Origin of the sequence: Streptomyces sp. NPDC102462, assembly GCF_044765425.1 — a bacterium.
GTDB lineage: Bacteria > Actinomycetota > Actinomycetes > Streptomycetales > Streptomycetaceae > Streptomyces.
The window spans coordinates 47,947-69,215 of the sequence record NZ_JBIWKB010000034.1; the positions used below are offsets into that span (position 1 = coordinate 47,947).

Annotated in this window: 17 protein-coding genes and 1 tRNA gene; 12 read left to right on the plus strand and 6 right to left on the minus strand. The window is 72.3% G+C overall.

The window, feature by feature from the left end:
- Positions 1–2 precede the first annotated feature (2 nt).
- Positions 3–236 (plus strand): hypothetical protein, encoded by a 234-nt coding sequence (locus ACIRFL_RS26765; RefSeq protein WP_004931461.1) that lies wholly within the window; start codon positions 3–5, stop codon positions 234–236.
- Here ACIRFL_RS26765 and ACIRFL_RS26770 read toward each other — a convergent pair.
- Positions 226–1,446: a glycosyltransferase 87 family protein gene (locus tag ACIRFL_RS26770; protein WP_404033228.1), complete on the minus strand. Its 1,221-nt coding sequence runs from the start codon at positions 1,444–1,446 to the stop codon at positions 226–228. The genes ACIRFL_RS26765 and ACIRFL_RS26770 overlap by 11 nt on opposite strands.
- Before the next feature lie 138 nt (positions 1,447–1,584).
- On the opposite strand from ACIRFL_RS26770, the gene ACIRFL_RS26775 reads away from it, so the two are divergent.
- Positions 1,585–1,657: transfer RNA gene (locus tag ACIRFL_RS26775), tRNA-Ala, on the plus strand.
- A 113-nt stretch (positions 1,658–1,770) separates the two neighbouring features.
- Here the strand turns inward: ACIRFL_RS26775 and ACIRFL_RS26780 are convergent.
- Together ACIRFL_RS26780 and ACIRFL_RS26785 are read right to left on the minus strand one after the other, a co-directional pair.
- Positions 1,771–3,381, minus strand: coding sequence for an NADH-ubiquinone oxidoreductase-F iron-sulfur binding region domain-containing protein (locus ACIRFL_RS26780; protein ID WP_404033231.1), 1,611 nt, complete (start codon positions 3,379–3,381; stop codon positions 1,771–1,773).
- Positions 3,378–4,676: a cytochrome b/b6 domain-containing protein gene (locus ACIRFL_RS26785; RefSeq protein ID WP_404033234.1), complete on the minus strand. Its 1,299-nt coding sequence runs from the start codon at positions 4,674–4,676 to the stop codon at positions 3,378–3,380. Before ACIRFL_RS26785 ends, ACIRFL_RS26780 begins: the two co-directional genes overlap by 4 nt.
- A 390-nt stretch (positions 4,677–5,066) precedes the next feature.
- Between ACIRFL_RS26785 and leuS the strand changes: the two genes are divergently transcribed.
- From leuS to ACIRFL_RS26810, 5 genes are all read left to right on the plus strand, one after another.
- Complete coding sequence (gene leuS, locus ACIRFL_RS26790; protein WP_404033237.1) at positions 5,067–7,949, plus strand: leucine--tRNA ligase; 2,883 nt, start codon at positions 5,067–5,069, stop codon at positions 7,947–7,949.
- 131 nt (positions 7,950–8,080) lie between these two features.
- A complete protein-coding gene (locus ACIRFL_RS26795) occupies positions 8,081–8,854 on the plus strand; it encodes a hypothetical protein (protein ID WP_404033240.1) in 774 nt (257 codons plus the stop codon).
- A 72-nt stretch (positions 8,855–8,926) separates the two neighbouring features.
- The gene (locus tag ACIRFL_RS26800; protein WP_404033243.1) at positions 8,927–9,772 is read left to right on the plus strand and encodes a DegV family protein; all 846 of its coding nucleotides are present in this window, start codon (positions 8,927–8,929) and stop codon (positions 9,770–9,772) included.
- Positions 9,773–10,138: 366 nt separating this feature from the next.
- Complete coding sequence (locus ACIRFL_RS26805; RefSeq protein ID WP_404033363.1) at positions 10,139–11,155, plus strand: helix-hairpin-helix domain-containing protein; 1,017 nt, start codon at positions 10,139–10,141, stop codon at positions 11,153–11,155.
- A 161-nt stretch (positions 11,156–11,316) separates the two neighbouring features.
- A complete protein-coding gene (locus ACIRFL_RS26810; RefSeq protein ID WP_404033366.1) occupies positions 11,317–13,986 on the plus strand; it encodes a ComEC/Rec2 family competence protein in 2,670 nt (889 codons plus the stop codon).
- A 49-nt stretch (positions 13,987–14,035) separates the two neighbouring features.
- On the opposite strand, the gene ACIRFL_RS26815 is transcribed toward ACIRFL_RS26810, so the two are convergent.
- Entirely contained in the window at positions 14,036–15,145 is a 1,110-nt protein-coding gene (locus tag ACIRFL_RS26815) for a DUF4037 domain-containing protein (protein ID WP_404033246.1), read from the minus strand.
- Between the two features lie 214 nt (positions 15,146–15,359).
- Positions 15,360–16,367: an NADP-dependent oxidoreductase gene (locus ACIRFL_RS26820; protein WP_404033249.1), complete on the minus strand. Its 1,008-nt coding sequence runs from the start codon at positions 16,365–16,367 to the stop codon at positions 15,360–15,362.
- Between the two features lie 137 nt (positions 16,368–16,504).
- On the opposite strand from ACIRFL_RS26820, the gene ACIRFL_RS26825 reads away from it, so the two are divergent.
- Positions 16,505–17,104, plus strand: coding sequence for a TetR/AcrR family transcriptional regulator (locus tag ACIRFL_RS26825; RefSeq protein ID WP_404033252.1), 600 nt, complete (start codon positions 16,505–16,507; stop codon positions 17,102–17,104).
- Here ACIRFL_RS26825 and ACIRFL_RS26830 read toward each other — a convergent pair.
- Entirely contained in the window at positions 17,088–17,438 is a 351-nt protein-coding gene (locus ACIRFL_RS26830) for a DoxX family protein (RefSeq protein WP_404033255.1), read from the minus strand. The genes ACIRFL_RS26825 and ACIRFL_RS26830 overlap by 17 nt on opposite strands.
- A gap of 152 nt (positions 17,439–17,590) precedes the next feature.
- Here ACIRFL_RS26830 and ACIRFL_RS26835 point away from each other — a divergent pair, with 152 nt between their 5' ends.
- The 4 genes from ACIRFL_RS26835 to holA all read left to right on the plus strand — a co-directional run bounded on the left by ACIRFL_RS26835 (position 17,591) and on the right by holA (position 21,126).
- Positions 17,591–18,511, plus strand: a complete 921-nt coding sequence (locus ACIRFL_RS26835; protein WP_404033257.1) for a LysR family transcriptional regulator — start codon at positions 17,591–17,593, stop codon at positions 18,509–18,511.
- Positions 18,512–18,697: 186 nt separating this feature from the next.
- Positions 18,698–19,579, plus strand: coding sequence for a YceI family protein (locus tag ACIRFL_RS26840; RefSeq protein WP_404033260.1), 882 nt, complete (start codon positions 18,698–18,700; stop codon positions 19,577–19,579).
- Between the two features lie 48 nt (positions 19,580–19,627).
- Positions 19,628–19,873, plus strand: coding sequence for a hypothetical protein (locus ACIRFL_RS26845; protein WP_404033263.1), 246 nt, complete (start codon positions 19,628–19,630; stop codon positions 19,871–19,873).
- 263 nt (positions 19,874–20,136) lie between these two features.
- On the plus strand, positions 20,137–21,126 hold the full coding sequence (holA, locus tag ACIRFL_RS26850; RefSeq protein ID WP_404033266.1) for a DNA polymerase III subunit delta: 990 nt from the start codon (positions 20,137–20,139) through the stop codon (positions 21,124–21,126).
- Positions 21,127–21,269 lie beyond the last annotated feature (143 nt).

Sequence of the window (21,269 nt, forward strand, 5' to 3'; positions counted from 1 at the left end):
CGATGGGTGCACACCGGCGGAAGTGCGACTGGTGCGGGAGCGGTACGCCGATCGTCCGCGACATGGAACCGATCAACCCCGAGTACCAGTACTGGTGCGAGGAATGCGCGCGGGCGCTGATCATAAAGGGCGACCCGATCGAGACGTACCGCGAGCTGGAGGGCGAGCCGATCTACGGCCGTCTTCTGGAGGAGCACTGCACCCTCAAGCGGTTCTATTCGTTCGTCACGGCCTGACCATCGCTCGCCGGGCCCGGCAACGATGTCCGGCGAGCGCGAGGAAGAGCAGACCGAAGCCTCCGTAGAGGGCCGACAGCGTCAACTCCGCGCCGTCCTGGTGCAACTCGGGCCGTCCGTCGCCGTGCGGTACCCACCACAGGGCGTACGAACAGAACACCACCAGGGCGCCCGCGGCCGGCGCCCGGCGGCCGTGCGTCCACAGCAGCAGCACCACGGGTACGCACCACACCCAGTGGTGCGACCACGACACCGGGCTGATCAGCAGCGCCGTCACCGCGCAGGCGGCCACCGCCCAGGGGCGCCGGTCCCGCAACTCCGCGGTGACCGCCACCCACAGTCCGGCGACGGCCGTCACAGCCGCCAGCAGGGCCCAGCAGGCGCCCGGCTCCGGAGTGTGCAGCAGCCGGGCCAGCACGCCGCGCAGGGCCTGGTTGGCGGTGTCCTCCGCGTGGCCCGCCCGGTCGGCGCGGAACACCATGCCGGTCCAGAAGCGCCACGAGTCGTACGGCAGCACGGCCGCCGCCAGCAGGGTCGCCGCGGCGAAGGCGACGGCCGCCCCGCGCGCGTGCCGCAGCCACGGTCCGCCGTCGCCGCCCCGGAGCCGGGCCGCGACGCCGGTGGCGACCAGAAGGACCACGAACAGCGCGGGCGTCAGCTTGACCGCGGCGGCCAGCCCCAGCCCGGCGCCCGCCCAGCGGTTGCGGCCGCCCGGACGATGGCGTGCGAGATCCCACAGCACCAGGACGGCGAGCAGCAGATTGACCTGTCCGTAGCGCAGCGTCGTCCAGACCGGTTCGCACCACACGGCCACCGCCGCGATCCAGCAGACGCCCTCCACGCGCGCGTGGACGAGTACGCGCGTGTGCCCGACGAGTTCCAGCGACAGCCGTACGAACGCCACCAGGAGCAGGAGGTTCCCGAGCGTCGCCAGGGTGCGCAGGAGCGCGGTGTCCGGGAGGGTCAACGGAGCGAACAGCAGGGCCGCGAACGGCGGGTAGGTGGTGGGCAGATGTGCCTCGGTCGCCCGCAGGGCGTACAGATCGCCTCCCGCGCGGACGGCCGCGCCCTCCGCCCGGTACACCATCAGGTCGATCATCGACACGTGGGCGGCCCGTTGCGCGGTCCAGAACGCGGCGAAGGACACCAGGCACGCCCCCAGGGCGACCGGCACACGAAGGCGGACTCCGGAGGGCGCGATCACGGTCACGAAGGCCGACACTAGCCTTCATACCGGGGCAGAAAGGAAACGATTTGGTGCTGTACCCCGTCGACCGTGTAATGTTGGCGTCGCCGCCAGGGGAACCGGGCGGCACGGTCGACAAGCGGCTCGGCCGCGGGACCACAAGGGGCTATAGCTCAGTTGGTAGAGCGCCTGCATGGCATGCAGGAGGTCAGGAGTTCAATTCTCCTTAGCTCCACAGGAGTAGAAGGCGGATCATCCGAACGGATGGTCCGCCTTCGGCGTGTACGGCGCTTGTCGCCGTGCGACGGCGGGTCACCCCGGACCGGGGCGACCCGCCGTCGGTCGTGTTCAGCGGCCGAGGGCGCGGCGGCCGCGGCCCTGGGAGAGGACCGGAAGGTTGCGGGACGGCGCCTGGGAGCGGGTGTCCTCCTCGATGCGCAGCGCCAGCGCGGGGCAGCGGCGCACCGCGCGCAGCGCCTTGGCCTCCGCGTACCGGGGCACCTGCGCCTGCGCGACGGTCGGGAATCCGTCGGCGCCCAGTTCGAAGACCTCCGGGAGGATGTCCGCGCACAGCCCGTGGCCCCGGCACAGCGTCCAGTCGACGTAGATCTTCTGGCGGCTCGGACCGGTCTCCTCGGCCTCGCCGCCGCCCGGGATGCCCGTCGGGGTCCTGCCGCCCTCGAAGAGCGGCAGAACGCCCTCCACGGGCCGTCCGCAGCCGTTTCCGAGGACGTGCGCGGCGAGGTCGTCGGTGAACGCCTTGACGGTCGACTCCAGGAACATCGCCGAGCCGTCCGGGTGCGAGCAGGCGCCGCGCCGCTTCACGTTCTTCGCGACCTGCTTGAGCGCTTCCAGGGCGGCAGGTCCGCCGCCGTTGAGGATGTCCTCCATGCCGCGCGCGGCGGCGGGCAGGCCGAGGTAGCAGGGACCGCACTGACCCGCGCTCTCCTCGGCGAGCCACTGCGCCACGCGCAGCGACTCGCCCAGCGGGCAGGTCTCCTGGCTGATCGGCAGGATCGCGCCCGCGCCCAGTGAACCGCCCACGGCGTCCAGGGAGTTGCGGGAGACGACCGCCTCGTTGACGGTGGCCGCGTCGATCCACTTGCCGTGGTAGCCGCCAGTCAGCACGCCCTGCGGCACCGGCGGGGCGCCCGCCAGCTGCAGGACGTAGCGCAGGGGCACCCCCGTGGGGACCTCGATCACCATGGGGCGGGCGACCGCGCCGGAGACGGTCAGCATGACGGTGCCCGGCTCGTCGTACAGGCCGGTGTTGCCGTAGCGGTCGGGGCCGATGCGGGCGGCGATCGCCAGCTGGGCGAACGTCTCGGCGTTGGACAGCAGCGTGGGCGCGCCGCCGACGCCGCTCTGCGAGGCGCTGATCTTGCGGCCGGGCGGGATCGCCGGGCCCCCGTCGATGGAGCGGATCAGCGACGCGGCGGCACCGGTGACCATGCGGACCGGGTTGCGCTGCACGCTCGCGCGCAGCGCCGAACGCCGGCTGTTGCTGAGGCCGCGCTCGGCGAGGGCGGCCTCCATGGAGCGCTGTGTGGACTCACGGGTGACGCCCACCACGAGCGTGCGCGCGCCCAGCGCCTCGGCGCACAGCAGCGCCCCGTCCAGGATCAGGTGCGGGGCACGGTTGATGAGCACGGTGTCCTTGCGGCAGGCCGGTTCGTCCTCGCTTCCGTTGACGACGACGACCGGCCGGACGCCGCGCTTGATCGCCGATTCGGCGACCGAGCGCAGCTTCTTGTGGAAAGGGAAGCCCGCGCCGCCGCGGCCCTTCAGGTTGATGCGTTCGGCGAGCTGCGCGAGCTGTTCGCCGCCCATGGGTTCGAGCGGCCCGTGCACCTTCAGATGCATGGGCAGATCGAGCCGTTCGACAAGGTCGAAGCCCGACGTGAGCTGGGGAAGGCCGACCACGCGGACTTCTGGGACGTCGGGCAGGGCCTCGTTCACCTGTAGCCTCCGGAAGGCGTGTTCCAAGGTTCGCCCGAACCCGGTGCGTCGAACGACGCGCCGGGCGATGGTTCAGTGGCGGGACCGCTGTTGTACGTGTCATTGCGGTTGTACGTGCCGTAGAGGGTGTTCGTCTCACCGGTGTCGTACACGTCACTGCCGGCGTAGCCGCCGGCGCCCGGATTGCCGTAGACCGGGATGTTGTATCCGGTGTCCTGGAGCGGGTCGTACGCCGACGGGGGCGCCTCGCCGACCGGCGGCGGGGACGGGATCGGCCAGCTGCCCGACGTGCTCGACGGGGCGTCCGTGCGCGGCATCGCCGCCGTGGCCTGCAGATCCGGCGGCAGGTCCATGCGCGCGGTCTGGTCGGCCGCGAAGGGCTGCTGGGGCTGCTGGGGCGTCGAGACGGCCCGGTAGGCGGCCGCGAAGCCGGCAGGGCCGTCCGGGGTGCCGGGAGCGGCCTGGGCGTCGTACTGCGGCGCCGGGGCGCGTCGCGCGGAGCCGGTGGCGTCGGCGTACGCGGCCTGCTTCTCGTAGCCGGGCAGTGTGGCGCCGCCCTCGCTCCGGCGGGCCCGGCTCGCCTCCAGATCGTCGCGGCCCGCGCCGCGCTCTTCGCCGAGGACGGCGACGATCCGGTCGGCGACCTTGCGCTTGAAGGGGCGCGGCGCCGCGCGCAACGCGAGGGCGGCCATCACTGCGGCCAGGCACAGTTCGTAGGACACCATGAAGAACGTCTTGGCCGGGCGGCCCGCGAACAGGCCGTGGATCAGGGCCGCGCACAGGGCGGGGTAGGCCAGCATGTGCATGGCACGCCAGCGCGCCGCGACCGGGGCCGGGGACGCGAACTGGTTGCGGAGCGCCCCGGTGACGCCCACGAAGATCATGAGCAGGGCGGCCAGGGAGCCGAGGCCGATCAGCCCGGCGCTGCCAGTGACGCCGAGGCTGAAGGGGATCACGGCGGCGACCAGGACCGTGTGCTCCAGCGCCAGCTTGATCGTGATGTGCACCAGGAGGAAGGCGATCGACGCGACGGCGGTCACGCGGTGGATGCCCTGGGCAATGATCCGCTGCCGGGTGTTGAGGATGAGCCGGTCCTGGGCGACCAGACCCCAGATCACCGAGGAGGTCAGGCAGACGAGGGACAGGACGCCCGCGCCGAAGTTGAGGAATTCCTGGAGCCAGTCGCCTCCGAGCAGCACGACCACGGGTATGAGGAGCAGGACGACGGCGGTCGCCACCCCATAGGCCGACCGGCCCGGTTTGGGGAGGGAACTGTTACTACGACGAGGGTTCATGGGGGGTAACTCCGAGCAGTCCGGGTGAGCGGTCCCGCTGCCGCACTCTAAGCGGCGTCATACCGATCAGTACGAGGTTTGAGTTATTGCGTTGTTATCAAAGGACAATGCGACTGTTGTGATGTCCGTTAGTGGCTGTTACGCGAAGTAACACGTGAACCTCATTCCGTGCTCGTCGGGTCAACCAGGCATACGGAAGCGCGTCGCGGCTTGCTCAAGCCCTGCGGTACCCTGACGCCATGCGTGCCGTACGCCTTCTGCTTAGCGGGCCGCGCTGATCAGTCCCGACCGCCGGTGAGTACCGTGGTCGGCATCGGCGCGGCATCCCCTCCTGTGCGAGGGGATTTTTCGTTTCCGCAGGCAGAGACGACCGATGGAGCTTTGAGGATCATGAGCGAGACGAACCCCGCTGCCCCTGCCGCCGCGTCGGCAGAGGCGGCGCCGAACCGCTACACGGCAGCCATGGCCGCCGAGATCGAGGCACGCTGGCAGGACTTCTGGGACGCCGAGGGCACCTACGCCGCGCCGAACCCGAAGGGTGACCTGGCCGGCGACCCCGCGACGGTCGCCAGGCCCAAGAAGTTCATCATGGACATGTTCCCGTACCCCTCCGGTGCGGGCCTGCACGTCGGTCACCCCCTGGGCTACATCGCCACCGACGTGTTCGCCCGGTTCCAGCGGATGACCGGCCACAACGTCCTGCACACCCTGGGCTTCGACGCCTTCGGGCTGCCCGCCGAGCAGTACGCCGTGCAGACCGGCACGCACCCGCGCGTGTCCACCGAGGCCAACATCGCGAACATGAAGTCCCAGCTGCGCCGGCTGGGCCTGGGCCACGACAAGCGCCGGTCGTTCGCCACGATCGACCCGGACTACTACAAGTGGACCCAGTGGATCTTCCTGCAGATCTTCAACTCCTGGTACGACGACGAGGCCGGCAAGGCCCGCCCGATCGCCCAGCTGATCGCCCAGTTCGAGTCCGGTGAGCGCGCCGTGCCGGGCCACACGCGCGCGTGGCAGGAGCTGACCGCCACCGAGCGCGCCGACGTACTGGGCGGCTTCCGGCTGGCCTACGCCTCCGACGCGCCCGTCAACTGGTCCCCCGGCCTGGGCACCGTGCTGGCCAACGAGGAGGTCACCGCCGACGGCCGCTCCGAGCGCGGCAACTTCCCGGTCTTCAAGGCCAAGCTGCGCCAGTGGAACATGCGCATCACCGCGTACGCCGACCGGCTGCTGGCGGACCTGGAGGAGCTGGACTGGCCCGAGGCCATCAAGCTGCAGCAGCGCAACTGGATCGGCCGCTCCGAAGGCGCCCGCGTCGACTTCCCGATCGACGGCGAGCACATCACGGTCTTCACCACGCGCCCGGACACCCTGTTCGGCGCGACCTACATGGTGCTGGCGCCCGAGCACCCGCTGGTCGAGAAGTTCACCCCGGCCACCTGGCCCGAGGGCACCCACGAGGTGTGGACCGGCGGCCACGCGACCCCAGGCGAGGCCGTCGCCGCCTACCGCGCGCAGGCCGCCTCGAAGTCGGACGTCGAGCGGCAGGCCGAGGCCAAGGACAAGACCGGCGTCTTCACCGGCGCGTTCGCCACCAACCCGGTCAACGGCGACCGGATCCCCGTCTTCATCGCCGACTACGTCCTGATGGGCTACGGCACCGGCGCGATCATGGCCGTACCGGCGGGCGACCAGCGCGACTTCGAGTTCGCGCGGGCCTTCGAGCTGCCGATCACCTGCATCGTCGAGCCGACCGACGGCCGCGGCACCGACACCTCGACGTGGGAGGACGCCTTCGCGTCGTACGACGCGAAGATCATCAACTCCTCGAACGACGACATCTCCCTGGACGGCCTGCCCGTCGCCGACGCCAAGGCACGCGTCACCGAATGGCTGGAGCGCCGGGGCATCGGCGAGGGCACCGTCAACTTCCGCCTGCGCGACTGGCTGTTCAGCCGCCAGCGCTACTGGGGCGAGCCCTTCCCGATCGTCTACGACGAGGACGGCATCGCCCACGCGCTGCCCGAGTCGATGCTGCCCCTGGAACTGCCCGAGGTCGAGGACTACTCGCCGCGCACCTTCGACCCGGACGACGCCGACACCCAGCCCGAGACGCCGCTGTCGCGCAACGAGGAGTGGGTCAACGTCACCCTGGACCTGGGCGACGGACCGAAGAAGTACCGCCGCGAGACCAACACCATGCCCAACTGGGCCGGCTCCTGCTGGTACGAGCTGCGCTACCTGGACCCGCACAACGACCGGCAGCTGGTCGACCCCGAGATCGAGCGCTACTGGATGGGCCCGCGCGAGGGCATGCCGCACGGCGGCGTCGACCTGTACGTCGGCGGCGCCGAGCACGCCGTGCTGCACCTGCTGTACGCCCGTTTCTGGTCCAAGGTCCTGTACGACCTGGGGCATGTCTCCTCGGCCGAGCCGTTCCACAAGCTGTTCAACCAGGGCATGATCCAGGCCTACGTCTACCGGGACGGCCGGGGCATCGCGGTGCCGGCCGCCGAGGTGGAGGAGCGCGACGGCGCCTACTACTACCAGGGCGAGAAGGTCACCCGCCTGCTGGGCAAGATGGGCAAGTCCCTGAAGAACGCGGTGACCCCCGACGAGATCTGCGCCGAGTACGGCGCCGACACGCTGCGCCTGTACGAGATGGCGATGGGCCCCCTGGACGTGTCCCGGCCGTGGGACACGCGCGCGGTGGTCGGCCAGTTCCGGCTGCTGCAGCGGCTGTGGCGCAACATCGTCGACGAGACCACCGGCGAGGTCACCGTCACCGCGGCCGAGCCCGACGAGGACACGCTGCGCGCCCTGCACAAGGCCATCGACGGTGTGCGCCAGGACCTGGAGGGCATGCGCTTCAACACCGCCATCGCCAAGGTCACGGAGCTGAACAACCACCTGACCAAGGCGGGCGGAGCGGTCCCGCGCACCATCGCCGAGCCGCTGGTGCTGATGATCGCCCCGCTGGCCCCGCACATCGCCGAGGAACTGTGGCACCGCCTGGGCCACACCGACTCCGTCGTCCACCGCGACTTCCCGGTCGCCGATCCCGCCTACGTCGTCGACGAGACCGTGACCTGCGTCGTTCAGGTCAAGGGCAAGGTCAAGGCCCGCCTGGAGGTCCCGCCGTCCATCTCCGAGGAGGAACTGGAGAAGGTGGCGCTGGCCGACGAGAAGGTCGTCGCCGCGCTGGACGGCGCCGGTATCCGCAAGGTGATCGTGCGCGCGCCCAAGCTGGTGAACATCGTCCCCGCCTAAACGCGCCGGTCACTGCCTCCGGGGCATCCCCTACGGGCAGGTTCGGGGTTTTTCGGAACCCCGGGCCTGCCCGCTGCGTTTACCGTGGAGGAGCGGGGCGGGTAGCGCCGTGAGGCCGGAGGAGGAGCGTCGTGGAAACAGTGATCACAGTGTTCGCCGTGCTCTTCCTGCTCTTCGTCGTCCTGGGCGGGTACGCCACGATCAAGGTGATCGGCGCGGCCAAACGGGGCGTCGACCGCACGGTCACCCAGGCCCGCCGCACCGTCGAGGACCACACCCTGCGCGCCAAGTCCTTCGCCCAGCTGGGTCCGGCCAGCGAGATCGCCAAGCTCCGGCTCGACCTGCGCACCTCGATGCGGGCCACGCGCGACGCGCTGCACGCGGGCGTGGTGGAGGACGCGTCGCTGAAGGAGTCCCTCGGCCTCTTCGAGCGGCTGAGCGCACACGGCCATGAACTGGACGCCGAACTCAGGCGCCTGGAGTCCGAGCCGGACCGTGCCGAACTCGCCGCGCGCCTGCCCGAACTGCGCGGCCGCACCGAACGGATCACCCGGTCCGCGGACTCGCTGCGCTGGGCCGCCCGGGACCGTGCCCACCGCTTCACCGACGACGACCTGGACGCGCTGAGCGCACAGATCGACGTCGAGACCGGCGCGTTGCGGCACTGGCAGCATGACGAACCGGACGCTTCCGCCGCACCGCCGGGCCCCGGTCGGCAGTCGGGCACCCCGGCGCCCCCGTGGCCCGACGCCCCAGCGGCCGACGGTGCCCACGGCCCGCAGACCTGGCCCCAGCCCCCGCGGCCCGAACCGGCCGCGGAACCGAACCGGCCCGCCATCACCCCGCCGGGCCCGCGTCCGGCCTATCCCTGGCAGAAGAAGCCCCGGCCCGAGAGCACCACCTGAACCCGCCGGTTCCGGCCGAGGCGCGAGGGGTCGGGCTGCAGTGCGGGCGATACGCCAGGTAACCTCCAGCTCATGTCCCGCCATGTCGCGATCGTCACCGATTCAACGGCCTACCTGCCGCCCCTGACGATGGATCGGCACGGCATCACCGCGGTACCCCTGACCGTGGTCCTCGGCGACCAGGCGCTCGAAGAGGGCACCGAGGTCTCGACCCGCTTCCTGGCCCAGGCGCTGCAGAAGCGGCGCCCCGTCACCACCTCCCGCCCCAGCCCTGCGATGTTCGCGGAAACCTATCGCAGGGTCGCCGAGTCCGGCGCCGCCGGCATCGTCTCGCTGCATCTGTCCGCCGAGTTGTCGGGCACGTACGACGCGGCGGTCGCCGCGGCCCGCGAGGCGCCCGTGCCCGTGCGGGTGGTGGACACCGGAATGGTCGCGATGGCCCTCGGATTCTGCGCGCTCGCCGCGGCCGAGGCGGCGGAGGCGGGCGGCACCGTGGACGAGGCGGTCACGGCGGCCGAGAAACGGGCCGCGGGCACCTGCGCCTACTTCTACGTCGACACGCTCGACTATCTGCGGCGCGGCGGCCGTATCGGCGCCGCCCAGGCCCTGTTGGGGTCCGCTCTCGCCGTCAAGCCGCTGCTGCAACTGGAGGGCGGCCGGATCGAACCGCTGGAGAAGGTGCGTACGGCGTCGAAGGCGATCGCCCGCCTTGAGGAGATCGTCGCCGACCGTGCGGGCGGCGCCGACGTCGACATCGCCGTCCATCATCTCGCCGCCCCCGACCGGGCGTCGGCCCTGGCCGAGCGGCTGCGGACGCGGGTGCCGGGGCTGGCCGACCTGCATGTGAGCGAGGTCGGGGCGGTGATCGGCGCGCACACCGGGCCCGGGCTGCTGGGCGCCGTCGTCTCACCGAGGTGAGGCCCGTGGCACGTCGCCGCGGGCTGTGGCTCTCGTACGGGTGACGGGGTTTTCCACAACCGGGCGGTAATCCCCGGGAATTGAGCAAGATCATCGCGATGTGGCGGAATGCCCGATCCTCGTCGCATGTCACTTCGATCACGCTCACGCATCACGACCGCGACCAGCGGCCCGGGCCGCGGCCCCGCCTCCGACGGCCGCACCCGACACCGCCGCCCACCCGCCCGCCGTCCACCACGCCACCGCCACGCACCGGCGGAGGAACTGCGCCGCCGCGCGGAACTACTCTTCGGCGAACACGCCGGGGAACCACGGGCCCGCCACTGGGCGCACGGCGCGCGCCAGGAGCCGGAGGCGGGCCGGGAGATGGGCGAACGCCGGGAGTCGGGCCATGGTCCGCCGGGCGCACCCTTCCCTGGTCGCACGGCGGCAGCGAAGGCGCCGCCGGCTGGGACCGGCGGGGCGCCCGGGCCGAGTCCGGCGCGGACGGCAGCCGTGGCCGCGCCGCCTGACCGGGACGGCCCGGATGACCTGGGCGATCTGGATGACCCGGATGACCCGGCTGAGGGGGACACCCTCCCGGCTGACGCCCCGATCGGATCTGCCGTGCCGGGCTGGCGGGAGCGCGCGGGGACCGCCTTGCGGGAGCGCATGCCGCTGTGGTTGCAGGCCAGGTGCGGGCTGGAGCGACGCGGTGCGCTCGCGCTCGCGGTGCTGGTCGCCGCGGTCGCGGTGTTCGCCGTGCTGCACTTCTGGACCGGCCGTACCCAGTCGGTGCGCGCGCCCCAAGTGGTGCGGGCTGAGGCCCCGTTCGCGGCGGAGGACACGGGGAAAGAAGGCGCGGCGGACGAGGACGGCGAGAAGCCGGGACACGGCGGTGGCATCAGCCCGGGCGGCTCGGCCGGGCCCGCTCCGGGGACGGCGGGCGCGGAGATCGTGGTCGATGTCAGCGGCAAGGTGCGCAAGCCCGGAATCCATCGGCTGCCCGCGGGTTCGCGGGTCGTCGATGCGCTGACCGCGGCGGGCGGCGTGCGTCCGGGAACCGACACCGACGGCCTCAACCGGGCCCGCTTCCTCGTGGACGGCGAGCAGATCGTGGTCGGCGACCCCGCCGCGGCGACCGGCCCCGCGGCCGGTGGGGCGTCCGTGCCCGGCCGGGCGGGCGCCATCGCGGGGGCGGCCGGCCCCGCGACCCCCGTCTCCCTGAACTCGGCCACCGTGGACCAGCTCGACACCCTGCCGGGCGTGGGCCCCGTGCTGGCCCAGCACATCATCGACTACCGCACGCAGCACGGCGGTTTCCGCTCGGTGGACGAACTCCGCGAGGTCAACGGGATCGGCGACCGGCGCTTCGCCGACCTGCGGAACCTGGTCCAGCCATGAGCCACCGGCCGACCCCGCCCGAGCGGACTGCTCCCGAGTGCGCCCCGCCCGAGAGGACCCCGCCCCAGCGGACCGTTCCTGAGTCCATCCCACCCCAGCCGACCGGGCCCCAGCCGCCCGTGCCCGAGCCCGCCGTGCTGCCCGCCGGGACCGGGCCCGCCGTGCCCGAGCCCGCCGGGACGGGAGGTGCCTCGTCGGCGGGCCGGGCCGACCGCCCCGCCGTACACGCCGCCTCCGGACGCCGGCTCGGCGCCGCGCACCCCCGCCAGGAGGGGCCGACGGACCTGCGTCTCGTGCCGCCCGCGCTGGCGGCCTGGGCGACGGCGGCGCTGGCCCTGGACGCGTCGCCGCCGTGGACCGCGGGTGTCGCGACCGGCGCTTTGATGGGAGCGGTCCTGCTCCTGACCCGTGGGCTCGGTGTCGGCCGGCGCCGTGCGACCCGGCGGACCAAGGGCCCGCCCACGGGACCACGGCGGACGGTGCGCGCGCCCGCGTGGTGGACCTGGCCGCGCGCCTCGGTCGCCGCCGTACTGCTGTGCGTCGCCGCGGCGGCCGCGTCCGCCGGGCTGCACGGGGCGGACACCCGCCGCGGACCGGTGCCCGAACTGGCCCACCGGTACGCCACGGTGACGGTGGAGGTCAGGCTCGGCTCCGACCCCTGGCTCAGCAGACCACGGGTGCGCGGCGATCGCACCGCCCCGGCCACCGTGCTGGCCCGCGCCGAGGTACGGCGCGTGGAACGTGCCGACGGGACGGCCGTGACGACGCGGGCGCCGGTGCTGATGATCGTCGACGCGGGCGTCCCTGCACCGGCTCGGACGCACATCCGGGGACCGGCTCGGACGGGTGTCCCGGAACCGTCAGGCACCACCGGCGCGGGCCCGCGCGGTGCGCGTTCGGCCTGGCTGGCGCTGCTGCCCTCCACCCGGCTGCGGGTGGGTGCGCGACTGGCGCCCGCGCTGTTGGGCGGGGACGGGCTCGCCGCGGTGCTGCGCGTGACGAAGGAGGCCGTGCCCGAGGTCGTGGGCGAGCCGAACGGGCCGCAGCGGCTGGCCGGCCGGCTGCGGGCCGGACTGCGGGCGGCGACCGACGAACTGCCCGGCGACGCACGGGCGCTGCTGCCCGGCCTGGTCGTCGGGGACACCTCACGGATCACCCCGGAACTGGACGAGGCATTCAAGGCGACGGACCTGACACACACGCTGGCGGTCTCCGGCAGCAACCTCACCATCCTGCTCGTCCTGCTCGTCGGGCCGCCCGGCCTGGCCGCGCACGTCGAACGCCGCGGGATCGCCCCGCGCCTCGGGCTCTCGCTGCGGACCACGGCGCTGCTCGCGGGGGCGCTCACGCTCGGCTTCGTCGTCGTGTGCCGACCCGATCCGAGCGTGCTGCGGGCGGCGGCCTGCGGGGCCGTGGCGCTGCTCGCCCTGGCCACCGGCCGCCGCCGGTCCCTGATCCCGGCGCTGGCGACGGCCGTACTGCTGCTGGTGCTCTACGACCCGTGGCTGGCCCGCAGTTACGGATTCCTGCTGTCGGTGCTGGCCACCGGCGCGCTGCTGGTGCTCGCTCCCGGTTGGAGCGCGGCGCTGCGCCGGCGCGGGGTGCCGCGGCGGGCGGCGGAGGCGTTGGCCGCGGCCGCCGCAGCGCAGGCCGTGTGCGCGCCGGTCGTCGCGGTGCTGTCGGCGCGGGTGAGCCTGGTGGCGGTGCCGTGCAACCTGCTTGCCGAGATCGCGATCGCGCCCGCCACGGTCCTGGGGTTCGCGGCGCTGGCCGTCGCGCCGCCGGCGATGCCGGTGGCGAAGGCGCTGGCCTGGTGCGCCAGTTGGCCGGCCGACTGGATCGCGAGGGTCGCACGGACCGGCGCCGCGTTGCCCGGCGCGGGCGTGGACTGGCCGGGCGGCTGGACGGGGGCGCTGCTGCTGGCCGCGGTCACGGTGGCCCTGGTCCTCGTCGGGCGGCGGCTGGCCCGGCGCCCGTGGTGGTGCGGACTGTGTGCGCTGCTGCTCCTGCTGCTGGTGGTGCGCCCGGCGCCGGTGACCCGGGTGATCACGGGCTGGCCGCCGCCCGGCTGGCGGTATGCGATGTGCGACGTGGGACAGGGGGACGCGACGGTGCTCGCGGCGGGGGAGGGCAGCGCGGTGGTCGTGGACGCGGGCCCCGATCCGACGCTCGTCGACCGCTGTCTGCGGGACCTCGGCATCACCCGTATCCCGCTCCTCGTGCTCACCCACTTCCATGCCGACCATGTCGCGGGTCTGCCCGGGGTGCTGCGCGGGCGCTCGGTGGCCGCGATCGAGACGACGGGGTACGAAGAGCCCGCGGAGCAGGCGGAGTTCGTCAGGAGGGAGGCAGCCGGGCGGCACATTCCGGTGACCCGTGCGGTCGCCGGGGAGCAGCGACGCACCGGCCAGCTCGCCTGGCAGGTGCTGTGGCCGCGCCCGGGCCCGGAGCCGGACGGCCCCAACGACGCGAGCGTCACCCTGCTCGTACGGTCGGCCGGGCTGCGGCTGCTGCTGCTCGGCGATCTGGAACCGACGGCCCAGCGGGCGCTGCTCAGATCCCCGGCGCTGGCCGGACTGACCGGAGTGGACGTCCTCAAGGTCGCCCATCATGGCTCGGCCTATCAGGACCCGGAGTTGATACGCGTCGTGTCTCCACGGGTGGCGCTCATCTCCTGCGGTGCGGACAACCCGTACGGCCACCCGGCACCCGTGACCATGTCGGCGCTGCGGTCGATGGGCGCGATGGTGCTCCGCACGGACCGGGACGGATCCCTCGCGATCACCAGCTCAGGAGACCCGCCTGCCACCCTGCGGGTGACCCATGGCTGAGCGGTCCGAACGTGCTCGTTCTGGGTCAGCGTACGGAGCTGTTCCGGCTTCACTCCCATGTGAGAGCGCGTGCCGCGGCCTGCAGTGCTTGGGGCTGGTTGAGCAGGTCGGTGCTGTCTGCCCACTGGTCCACGCTGCCCACAAGTGCCGACGTCCGAAGGTCCGGGTCCGTGACCGTCGCCGCAAGAGCCTGCGCGAAACGCTCGGCGCGCAGCACCTGGAAGGGGCGCGAGTGGTAGGGCCGCCGCTTCGGGTCCACCGGCGTGTTGAGCCCGGACGCGTTCTGCAAAGCAGCGACGAACTCATAGGCGTCGCACAGATGCGCCTCCCGCGTCCGGTGGTCTGTCGCTGCCAGCGCAGCACGAAAAGCCGGCTTGAGCGACGTGGCCGCAGGGAGCCGGCTGAAGGCGCTGCCGAGCCACTTGCCGTAGGGGGCGTAGCGGCGCTCCAGCAGCAGGCACAGGCGCATCAGATCACGCACCAGACGAGCGGCCACGACGGCCGAACCGATGTCGTCACCGACTTCCGCGCAGCGTCCCACGAACGCTTCTTCCTGCGAGATGCGTTGCCACTGGCAGGCCAGCAGATACCTCCACACCTGGTCCGGATACCACGCCAGCCGCCGCCGGGCGTCGGTGAGAGTGCCGAGCCCGTCGTGGAACACCGCTCCACCCGTGGCCTCGGCAAGCCGCTGCTGCGGGATCGCCAGCCATTCACGAGTGGTCAGCTCCGCACCGGCGGAAGGCACTCCGAGCTGCGCGGAAAGCCATTCGTCCACGTCGTACACGTCCACGCGATGGTTGACCGGGCCGTCGGTCGGCTGCATACGCCCGACGGGGTCCAGCGGATCGCCGCTCTCCTCGAAGTGGGTGGGCCGGCCCCGAACGTGCTTCGGCAGTTTTTGGGCCAAGGTGCGACGGATCGCGGCAGCGTGCTGAGCCTTGTCCTCGGCTGTCAGGAAGAGCTCCAGCCGCGGGCCCCACTCATGATCTGCCGACCGCGGTGTGTCGAAGCCCAGCACCTCAGAACCGCTGCCGATCCGAGCGGCCGCGTGTCGCAGCCCGGGAAACGCATCCCGGAGGATCGGCTCCACCGCCTCCTCGTAGAAGACCTCGGACAGCTCGATGCCAGGCATGAACGGGGCCCCGGAGATCGTCATGGCCCCACTGTGCTGGACGTACTCACCCGAGACCACCGATTATCCCCGGTGGCTGAGCTGGTGGTGCTATGACAACAGGCCCATCGACGTGCAGCTCTGGGTGGTGTACAGCTGACGGGGACGCGGGACACGGAAGCCGGTCGGAGCGGGCCCTTTCCGACCGGCTTCTTCCTTCTCGCCGCGCGGGCGTTGATACCCAAGGGCGTCGGGATTCCTAAGCGACGGTGAGTACGATCTTGCCCTGGATGTGGCCTCGGGCGGCGCGTTCGTGGGCCGCTCGGGCCTCTGCGAGCGGGAACGTGCCGTCCACCGCGACGCGCACCGTGCCCGCGTCGAGCAGCCGACCCAGTTCGGCGAGCTGCGCGCCGTTCGAGCGGACCTGGGTGACGGAGACCGTGACGCCCAGCTTCGCGGTCTCCTCTTCGTCGAAGTCCCCGGGAAACACGGGGAACTGGGCGCCGCCGCGCTTGAGCGTGTGCAGGAAGCGACTGCTGTGCGGGCCACCGACGGTGTCGAGTACGAGGTCGAGGTCGTGCACGAGGTCTTCGGGCCGGCTCTTGGTGTAGTCGATGAACTGGTCGGCGCCGAGTCCGCGCAGAAACGCCTCATGCGCGCCCGACGCCACCGCGATGACTCGTGCGCCCTTCCATTTCGCCAACTGGACCGCGAAGTGCCCCACGCCGCCCGCGGCGCCGTTGACGAGCACCGTCGTCCCGGCGTCGAGCGCCGTCGGGCGATGCGGCGCCGCCTGGAAGGGCGACGGGTGGTCGTGTCCGAGCTCGATCAGGAACTGCCACGCCGTCAGCCCTGCCATGGGCGCCCCGGCGGCGTGCACATGGTCGATGCCGGCCGGCTTGCGTGCGAGGTCCGCCGCGGGCGCGGCCACGTACTCGGCGTAGGCGCTGCCGTCGAAGCTGGGAAAACGCAGCAGACCGAAGACCTCATCACCTACGGCGAGGCCGTCCACGTCCGCGGCGACGGCCTCGACGACGCCGGACACGTCCGTCCCCGGAATCACCGGCAGGCTGACCGTCGATTCCGACCCGGGCATCCTGTTCAGCCCGCCGCGCAGGTACCAGTCCGGAGGATTGACACCGACCGCGTGCACGCGAACGAGCACCTCGCCCGGCCCCGGTTCGGGGATCGGCACCTCGTCGTAGCGCAGCACCTCAGGTCCGCCGTGCTCATGCAGCCGGATCGCCCTCATCGTGTGTGTCGGCATCGCCTTCTCCTGCCCCCGCCGCGGGATACGCTTAACGGATCAGTGATCCAAATTATCCGGATCAGTGATCCGAGAATACGGATCACTGATCCGGACAGTCAAGCCGGTCAGTGAAGCCGGACAGCCGAGAGGGACAGATGCGGGCCGACGCCAGGAAGAACCACGACCACCTGCTCGCCGTTGCGGGCGCCGTCATCGCCGAGGAGGGCGCCGACACCTCCCTGCGGGACATCGCACGCAGGGCCGGCGTGGGGCTCGCGACGCTGTTCCGTCACTTCCCGACGCGCGAGGCGCTGCTCGACGCCCTGCTCCGTACGAACTTCGACGGGCTGACGGCGAAGGCGGCCGAACTCGAAACGTCGAGCACGCCCGAAGACGCTCTCGTCGCGTGGCTGCGGGACTGCGTCGCCTGGACAACCGAGTACCGCGGCGTGACCGTGCTGATGGCGGCCGCCATCGAGGACCCCGAATCCGCGCTCCACGCTTCGTGCGTCACCCTGCGCGCAGCCGGTGCGCGGCTCCTCGCCCGGGCCCAGGCGGCGGGTGTGGCGCGGAGCGATATCGACGGCGCCGATCTGTTCGCGCTGGTCGCCATGCTCGCGTGGCTCGGTGATCAGCCCGCGCTCGCGCCACGCGCCGATCGCCTCTTCGACGTCGTCGCGAGCGCGATCCTGACGAATCCGGCGAGCGCCGATGCCCGGGAGGCGTGGTCCTCGGGCGCTAGTGGCCGACAGTGAGGGCGAGGGTGGTGGTGGCGAGGGCGAGATAGCCGAGGGGGAAGGCGATGTTGTGGTAGACGCGCAGGCGGACGTGTGCGGCGACGGCGCCGACGAAGAACAGCACGAGTCCCACCGCGGCGGCCACGCCGAGGGGCCGGGCGCCGAGAAGCCCGAGCAGCAGTCCGGCCGCCCCGGCGGCCTTGGCCGTGGCGAGCCACGGGAGCCAGGAGCGCGGCAGACCCACCTCGGCCGAGTTGGCGAGGACGAACCCGGCCCTCAGGAGGTCCGCGACGGCGATCCCGGCGTTGGCCGCGATCGCGACGACGGTGACGATCACATAGGCGGTGGACATGTACGCCTCCCCTGCAGGCCGAGCGCATCGTGAGGGTGGGCGGGGGCGCCGACGGCGTGGAGGCCGGCGGCCCGAGGCCCTGCCCGCTTGCCACGACCAGCCTTGTAGATCTCCGGTTTGGCGTCCAATACCTGCATCTATAACCTGAAAGAATGGATGTGGACACCCGGCTGCTGCGCTCCTTCGTCGCCGTGGCGGACACGGGGAGCCTGACGCGTGCCGCGGAGCGCCTGTTCCTCTCCCAGCCGGCGCTGACCAAGCAGATCAAGCAGTTGGAGACCCGGCTCGGGGTACGGCTGTTCACCCGGTCCCGGGCCGGGATGAGCCTCACCGCGCCGGGCCGCACCCTCGCGGCGCGCGCTCCGGCGCTGCTGGCCGACTGGGACCGGCTGCTGCGGGAGACCAAGGGCACGGCCGATCGGGCGGCCCGTGTGCTGCGGGTCGGCTTCATGGCCAGCGCGGCCAACGAGGCGACCCAGCGCATCGTCGCGGAGTTCGCCCGCCGCCGGCCGGGCTGGCGGGCCGACATGCGACAGGCCGCCTGGTCGGACCCGACCGCGGGGCTCGCCGACGGCGACACGGACGTCGCCCTGCTGCGGCTGCCCTTCCCCGGGCAGGACGGCCTGCGGCTGGCGGTGCTCTTCAGCGAGCCGCGCTGGGTCGCGCTGCCCGCGGGACACCCCCTCGGCGGGCGCGATCTGATCCCCTTCCGGGACCTGTGGGACGAGCCGTTCGTGGCGGCACCGCCGGAATCCGGTGCCTGGCGTGACTACTGGCTGGCCGCCGACGAACGCGAGGGCCACTCGGTCCGCATCGGCGCCGTCACCGACCGGCCCGACGACTGGCTCAGCGCGATCGCCAACGGCTACGGCATCGCCCTCGCCCCGGAGTCCGCCGCCCGCTACTACGCCCGCCCGGGCATCGTCTACCGCCCGGTCAGCGGCGTCAGTCCCAGCCGGGTCGCCGTCGCCTGGGCCACCGCCGACGACACCGACCCGGTCGTCCAGGATTTCGTACGGTCCTGTCTGGTCGCCAGACCCACGCAGAGCGAGGGGAGTTTGCCTGTGCGTTGACTGTGCGAAATGGGAACCTGCTTGGCTAATTCGGTTCACAGGCGGTCAGTTGATGCCAGTCGTACGCAGTCCCATCACATGTGCTGGATTCCCGCGATGTGGGCGCGTGTTGCCTCGAAAGCCGCATCAGTGATCGAATGCATCTTCGGCAACTGTTCGATGTCGAGGCGCACAGAGGTGTCGTAGATGTTCGGCCGCTGGCTGGGAAACCGAACCAACCGGGTGTACCGGGCGAGCCCGCTCGCGGCGGTCAAGACCCCACCCGACGCGGGAGTGCTCAGCTGCCGCGTGCTCGACCCGGTCCACGAACCGGTCGCCCACGCGGAGTTCGCGGTCAGCGACGCCATGGGACGCACGGTGGTCACCGGCGGAACGGACCCCTACGGGTCGTTCGTGACGACGGTGCCGGCCGGCGAGTACCGGCTCGCGGTCTCCGCGGAGGGCTATGCGCCCTACCGGGCGACCACGCTGGTCGGCGAGAACTCGCTGGCCTCGCTGGGCGATGTGACGCTCCAGGTCGCCCCGGGACCTGACCTGCCGGCGCCGGGCGACTGGGAGATCGAACCGACGCATTCCTCGATCGCCTTCACCGCGCGGCACATCGGACTGGCCCGGATCCACGGGCGGTTCAACACCTTCGCCGGGGCGGTACGGGTCGCCGATCCGGTGGAGCAGTCCGCGATGCACGTGGTGATCGACGCGGCGTCCATCGACACGAACGTGCGGATGCGCGACGACCATCTGCGCTCGGCGGACTTCCTCGACGTGCAGCGCTTTCCGACGCTGGAGTTCTACAGCGAGCGGTGCGTGCACCGGGGTGGCAGCCGATGGGCCGTCACCGGCGCGCTGTCGCTGCACGGGGTGACGCGTACGGTCACCCTCGACACCGAATACCTCGGGCTCGGCAACGGGATGGAGGGCGAGGTGCGGGCCGCCTGCCGGGCCACGACGGAGCTGCACCGGGACGACTTCACCGTGAGCTGGCAGACGATGCTGGCGCGCGGGATCGCCGTGGTCGGGCCCAGCATCAAGATCGACCTGGATGTGCAGCTCGTGCCCAAGAGCTGACGCCCGCCCCGGTGCTCCGGCGGGGCCGGGCTGCCGGACAATGGCTCCGTGAGCGATGTGAGACATGTGCTGGTGCTGCCCGACCGCGATGCCGCGCGGGAGGTGGCGCAGGCGCTCGCGGAACGGTTCGGCGTCGCGGAGGAGCCTCAGCTGGTACGGGACGCGCTGGCCGGCGAGGACGACGCCGAGGACGCGCAGTGGCTCGTCGTCCTGCGGGACGCGGAGAACCGGCTGGACCCGAAGGAACTGGACACGCTCGCGGCACAGTGGGACGGCTGGCGCGAGGAACCGTAGCCCCCAGGGCTTGCCGCACGCGACGCGACGACAACCCTCACCGACCCACGACACCCACCCCCTGACACCGCTACCACCTACCCACCGCCTCTTGACACCGACCAGCGGTGTCACCCCCGACGGCTCCCGACACCCGCCGCCCAGACCCCCGGCCCCGCCGCTCATGCCCCGGCATCGTCACCCATGCCCCCGGCTTCGGTGCCTGGCGCCTCCGGAGTTGCTCTGCGTCCGCGTTGTCAGTGGTGCGTGCGATGCTTGGTGCGATGGCCAGAAAGACCGCTCAAGACGACCCTCTCGCCCCGGTGACGCTTGCCGTGGGCCAGGAGGACCTCCTGCTCGACCGTGCCGTGCGGGAGGTGGTGGCCGCCGCCCGGGCCGCCGACGCCGACACGGACGTACGTGACCTGACACCGGACCAGCTACAGCCCGGCACGCTCGCCGAGCTGACCAGCCCGTCGCTCTTCGCGGAGCGCAAGGTCGTGGTCGTACGCAACGCGCAGGATCTTTCGGCCGACACCATCAAGGACGTGAAGGCGTATCTGGGGGCGCCGGCCGAGGAGATCACGCTCGTGCTGCTGCACGCGGGCGGAGCCAAGGGCAAGGGGCTGCTCGACGCCGCGCGCAAGGCGGGGGCGCGGGAGGTGGCCTGCCCGAAGATGACCAAGCCGGCGGACCGACTCGCCTTCGTGCGGGGCGAGTTCCGCACCCTCGGGCGGTCGGCGACGCCCGAGGCATGCCAGGCGCTGGTCGACGCGATCGGCAGCGATCTGCGGGAGCTGGCGTCCGCGGCGGCGCAGTTGGTCGCGGACGTCGAGGGGACGATCGACGAGGCCGTCGTCGGGCGGTACTACACGGGCCGGGCCGAGGCGTCGAGCTTCACGGTGGCGGACCGGGCCGTCGAGGGGCGTACGGCGGAGGCGCTGGAGGCGCTGCGCTGGTCGCTGGCGACCGGGGTGGCTCCGGTGCTGATCACCAGCGCGCTGGCGCAGGGCGTGCGGGCGATCGGAAAGCTGTCGTCGGCGCGGGGCGGGCGGCCCGCCGACCTCGCCCGGGAGCTGGGGATGCCGCCGTGGAAGATCGACCGGGTGCGGCAGCAGATGCGCGGGTGGACGCCCGACGGAGTGGCGGCGGCCCTGCGGGCGGTGGCCGAGGCGGACGCCGGAGTGAAGGGAGGCGGGGATGATCCCGAGTACGCGTTGGAGAAAGCGGTGGTGACCATCGCCCGAGCGGCACGCTCAAGAGGCCGCGGCTGAGCAGTCCCTTGCGGTTCGACAGCGCCCCGAAGGGGCGCGGGGCTGTATCGATATGCGGCTCCGCCGCGCGGGCCCGCCCAGCCACGACGGTGCCGCAGACGACCGACGGCACAGCGCGGCACATCCGGCGGAGCGCCTGGCCC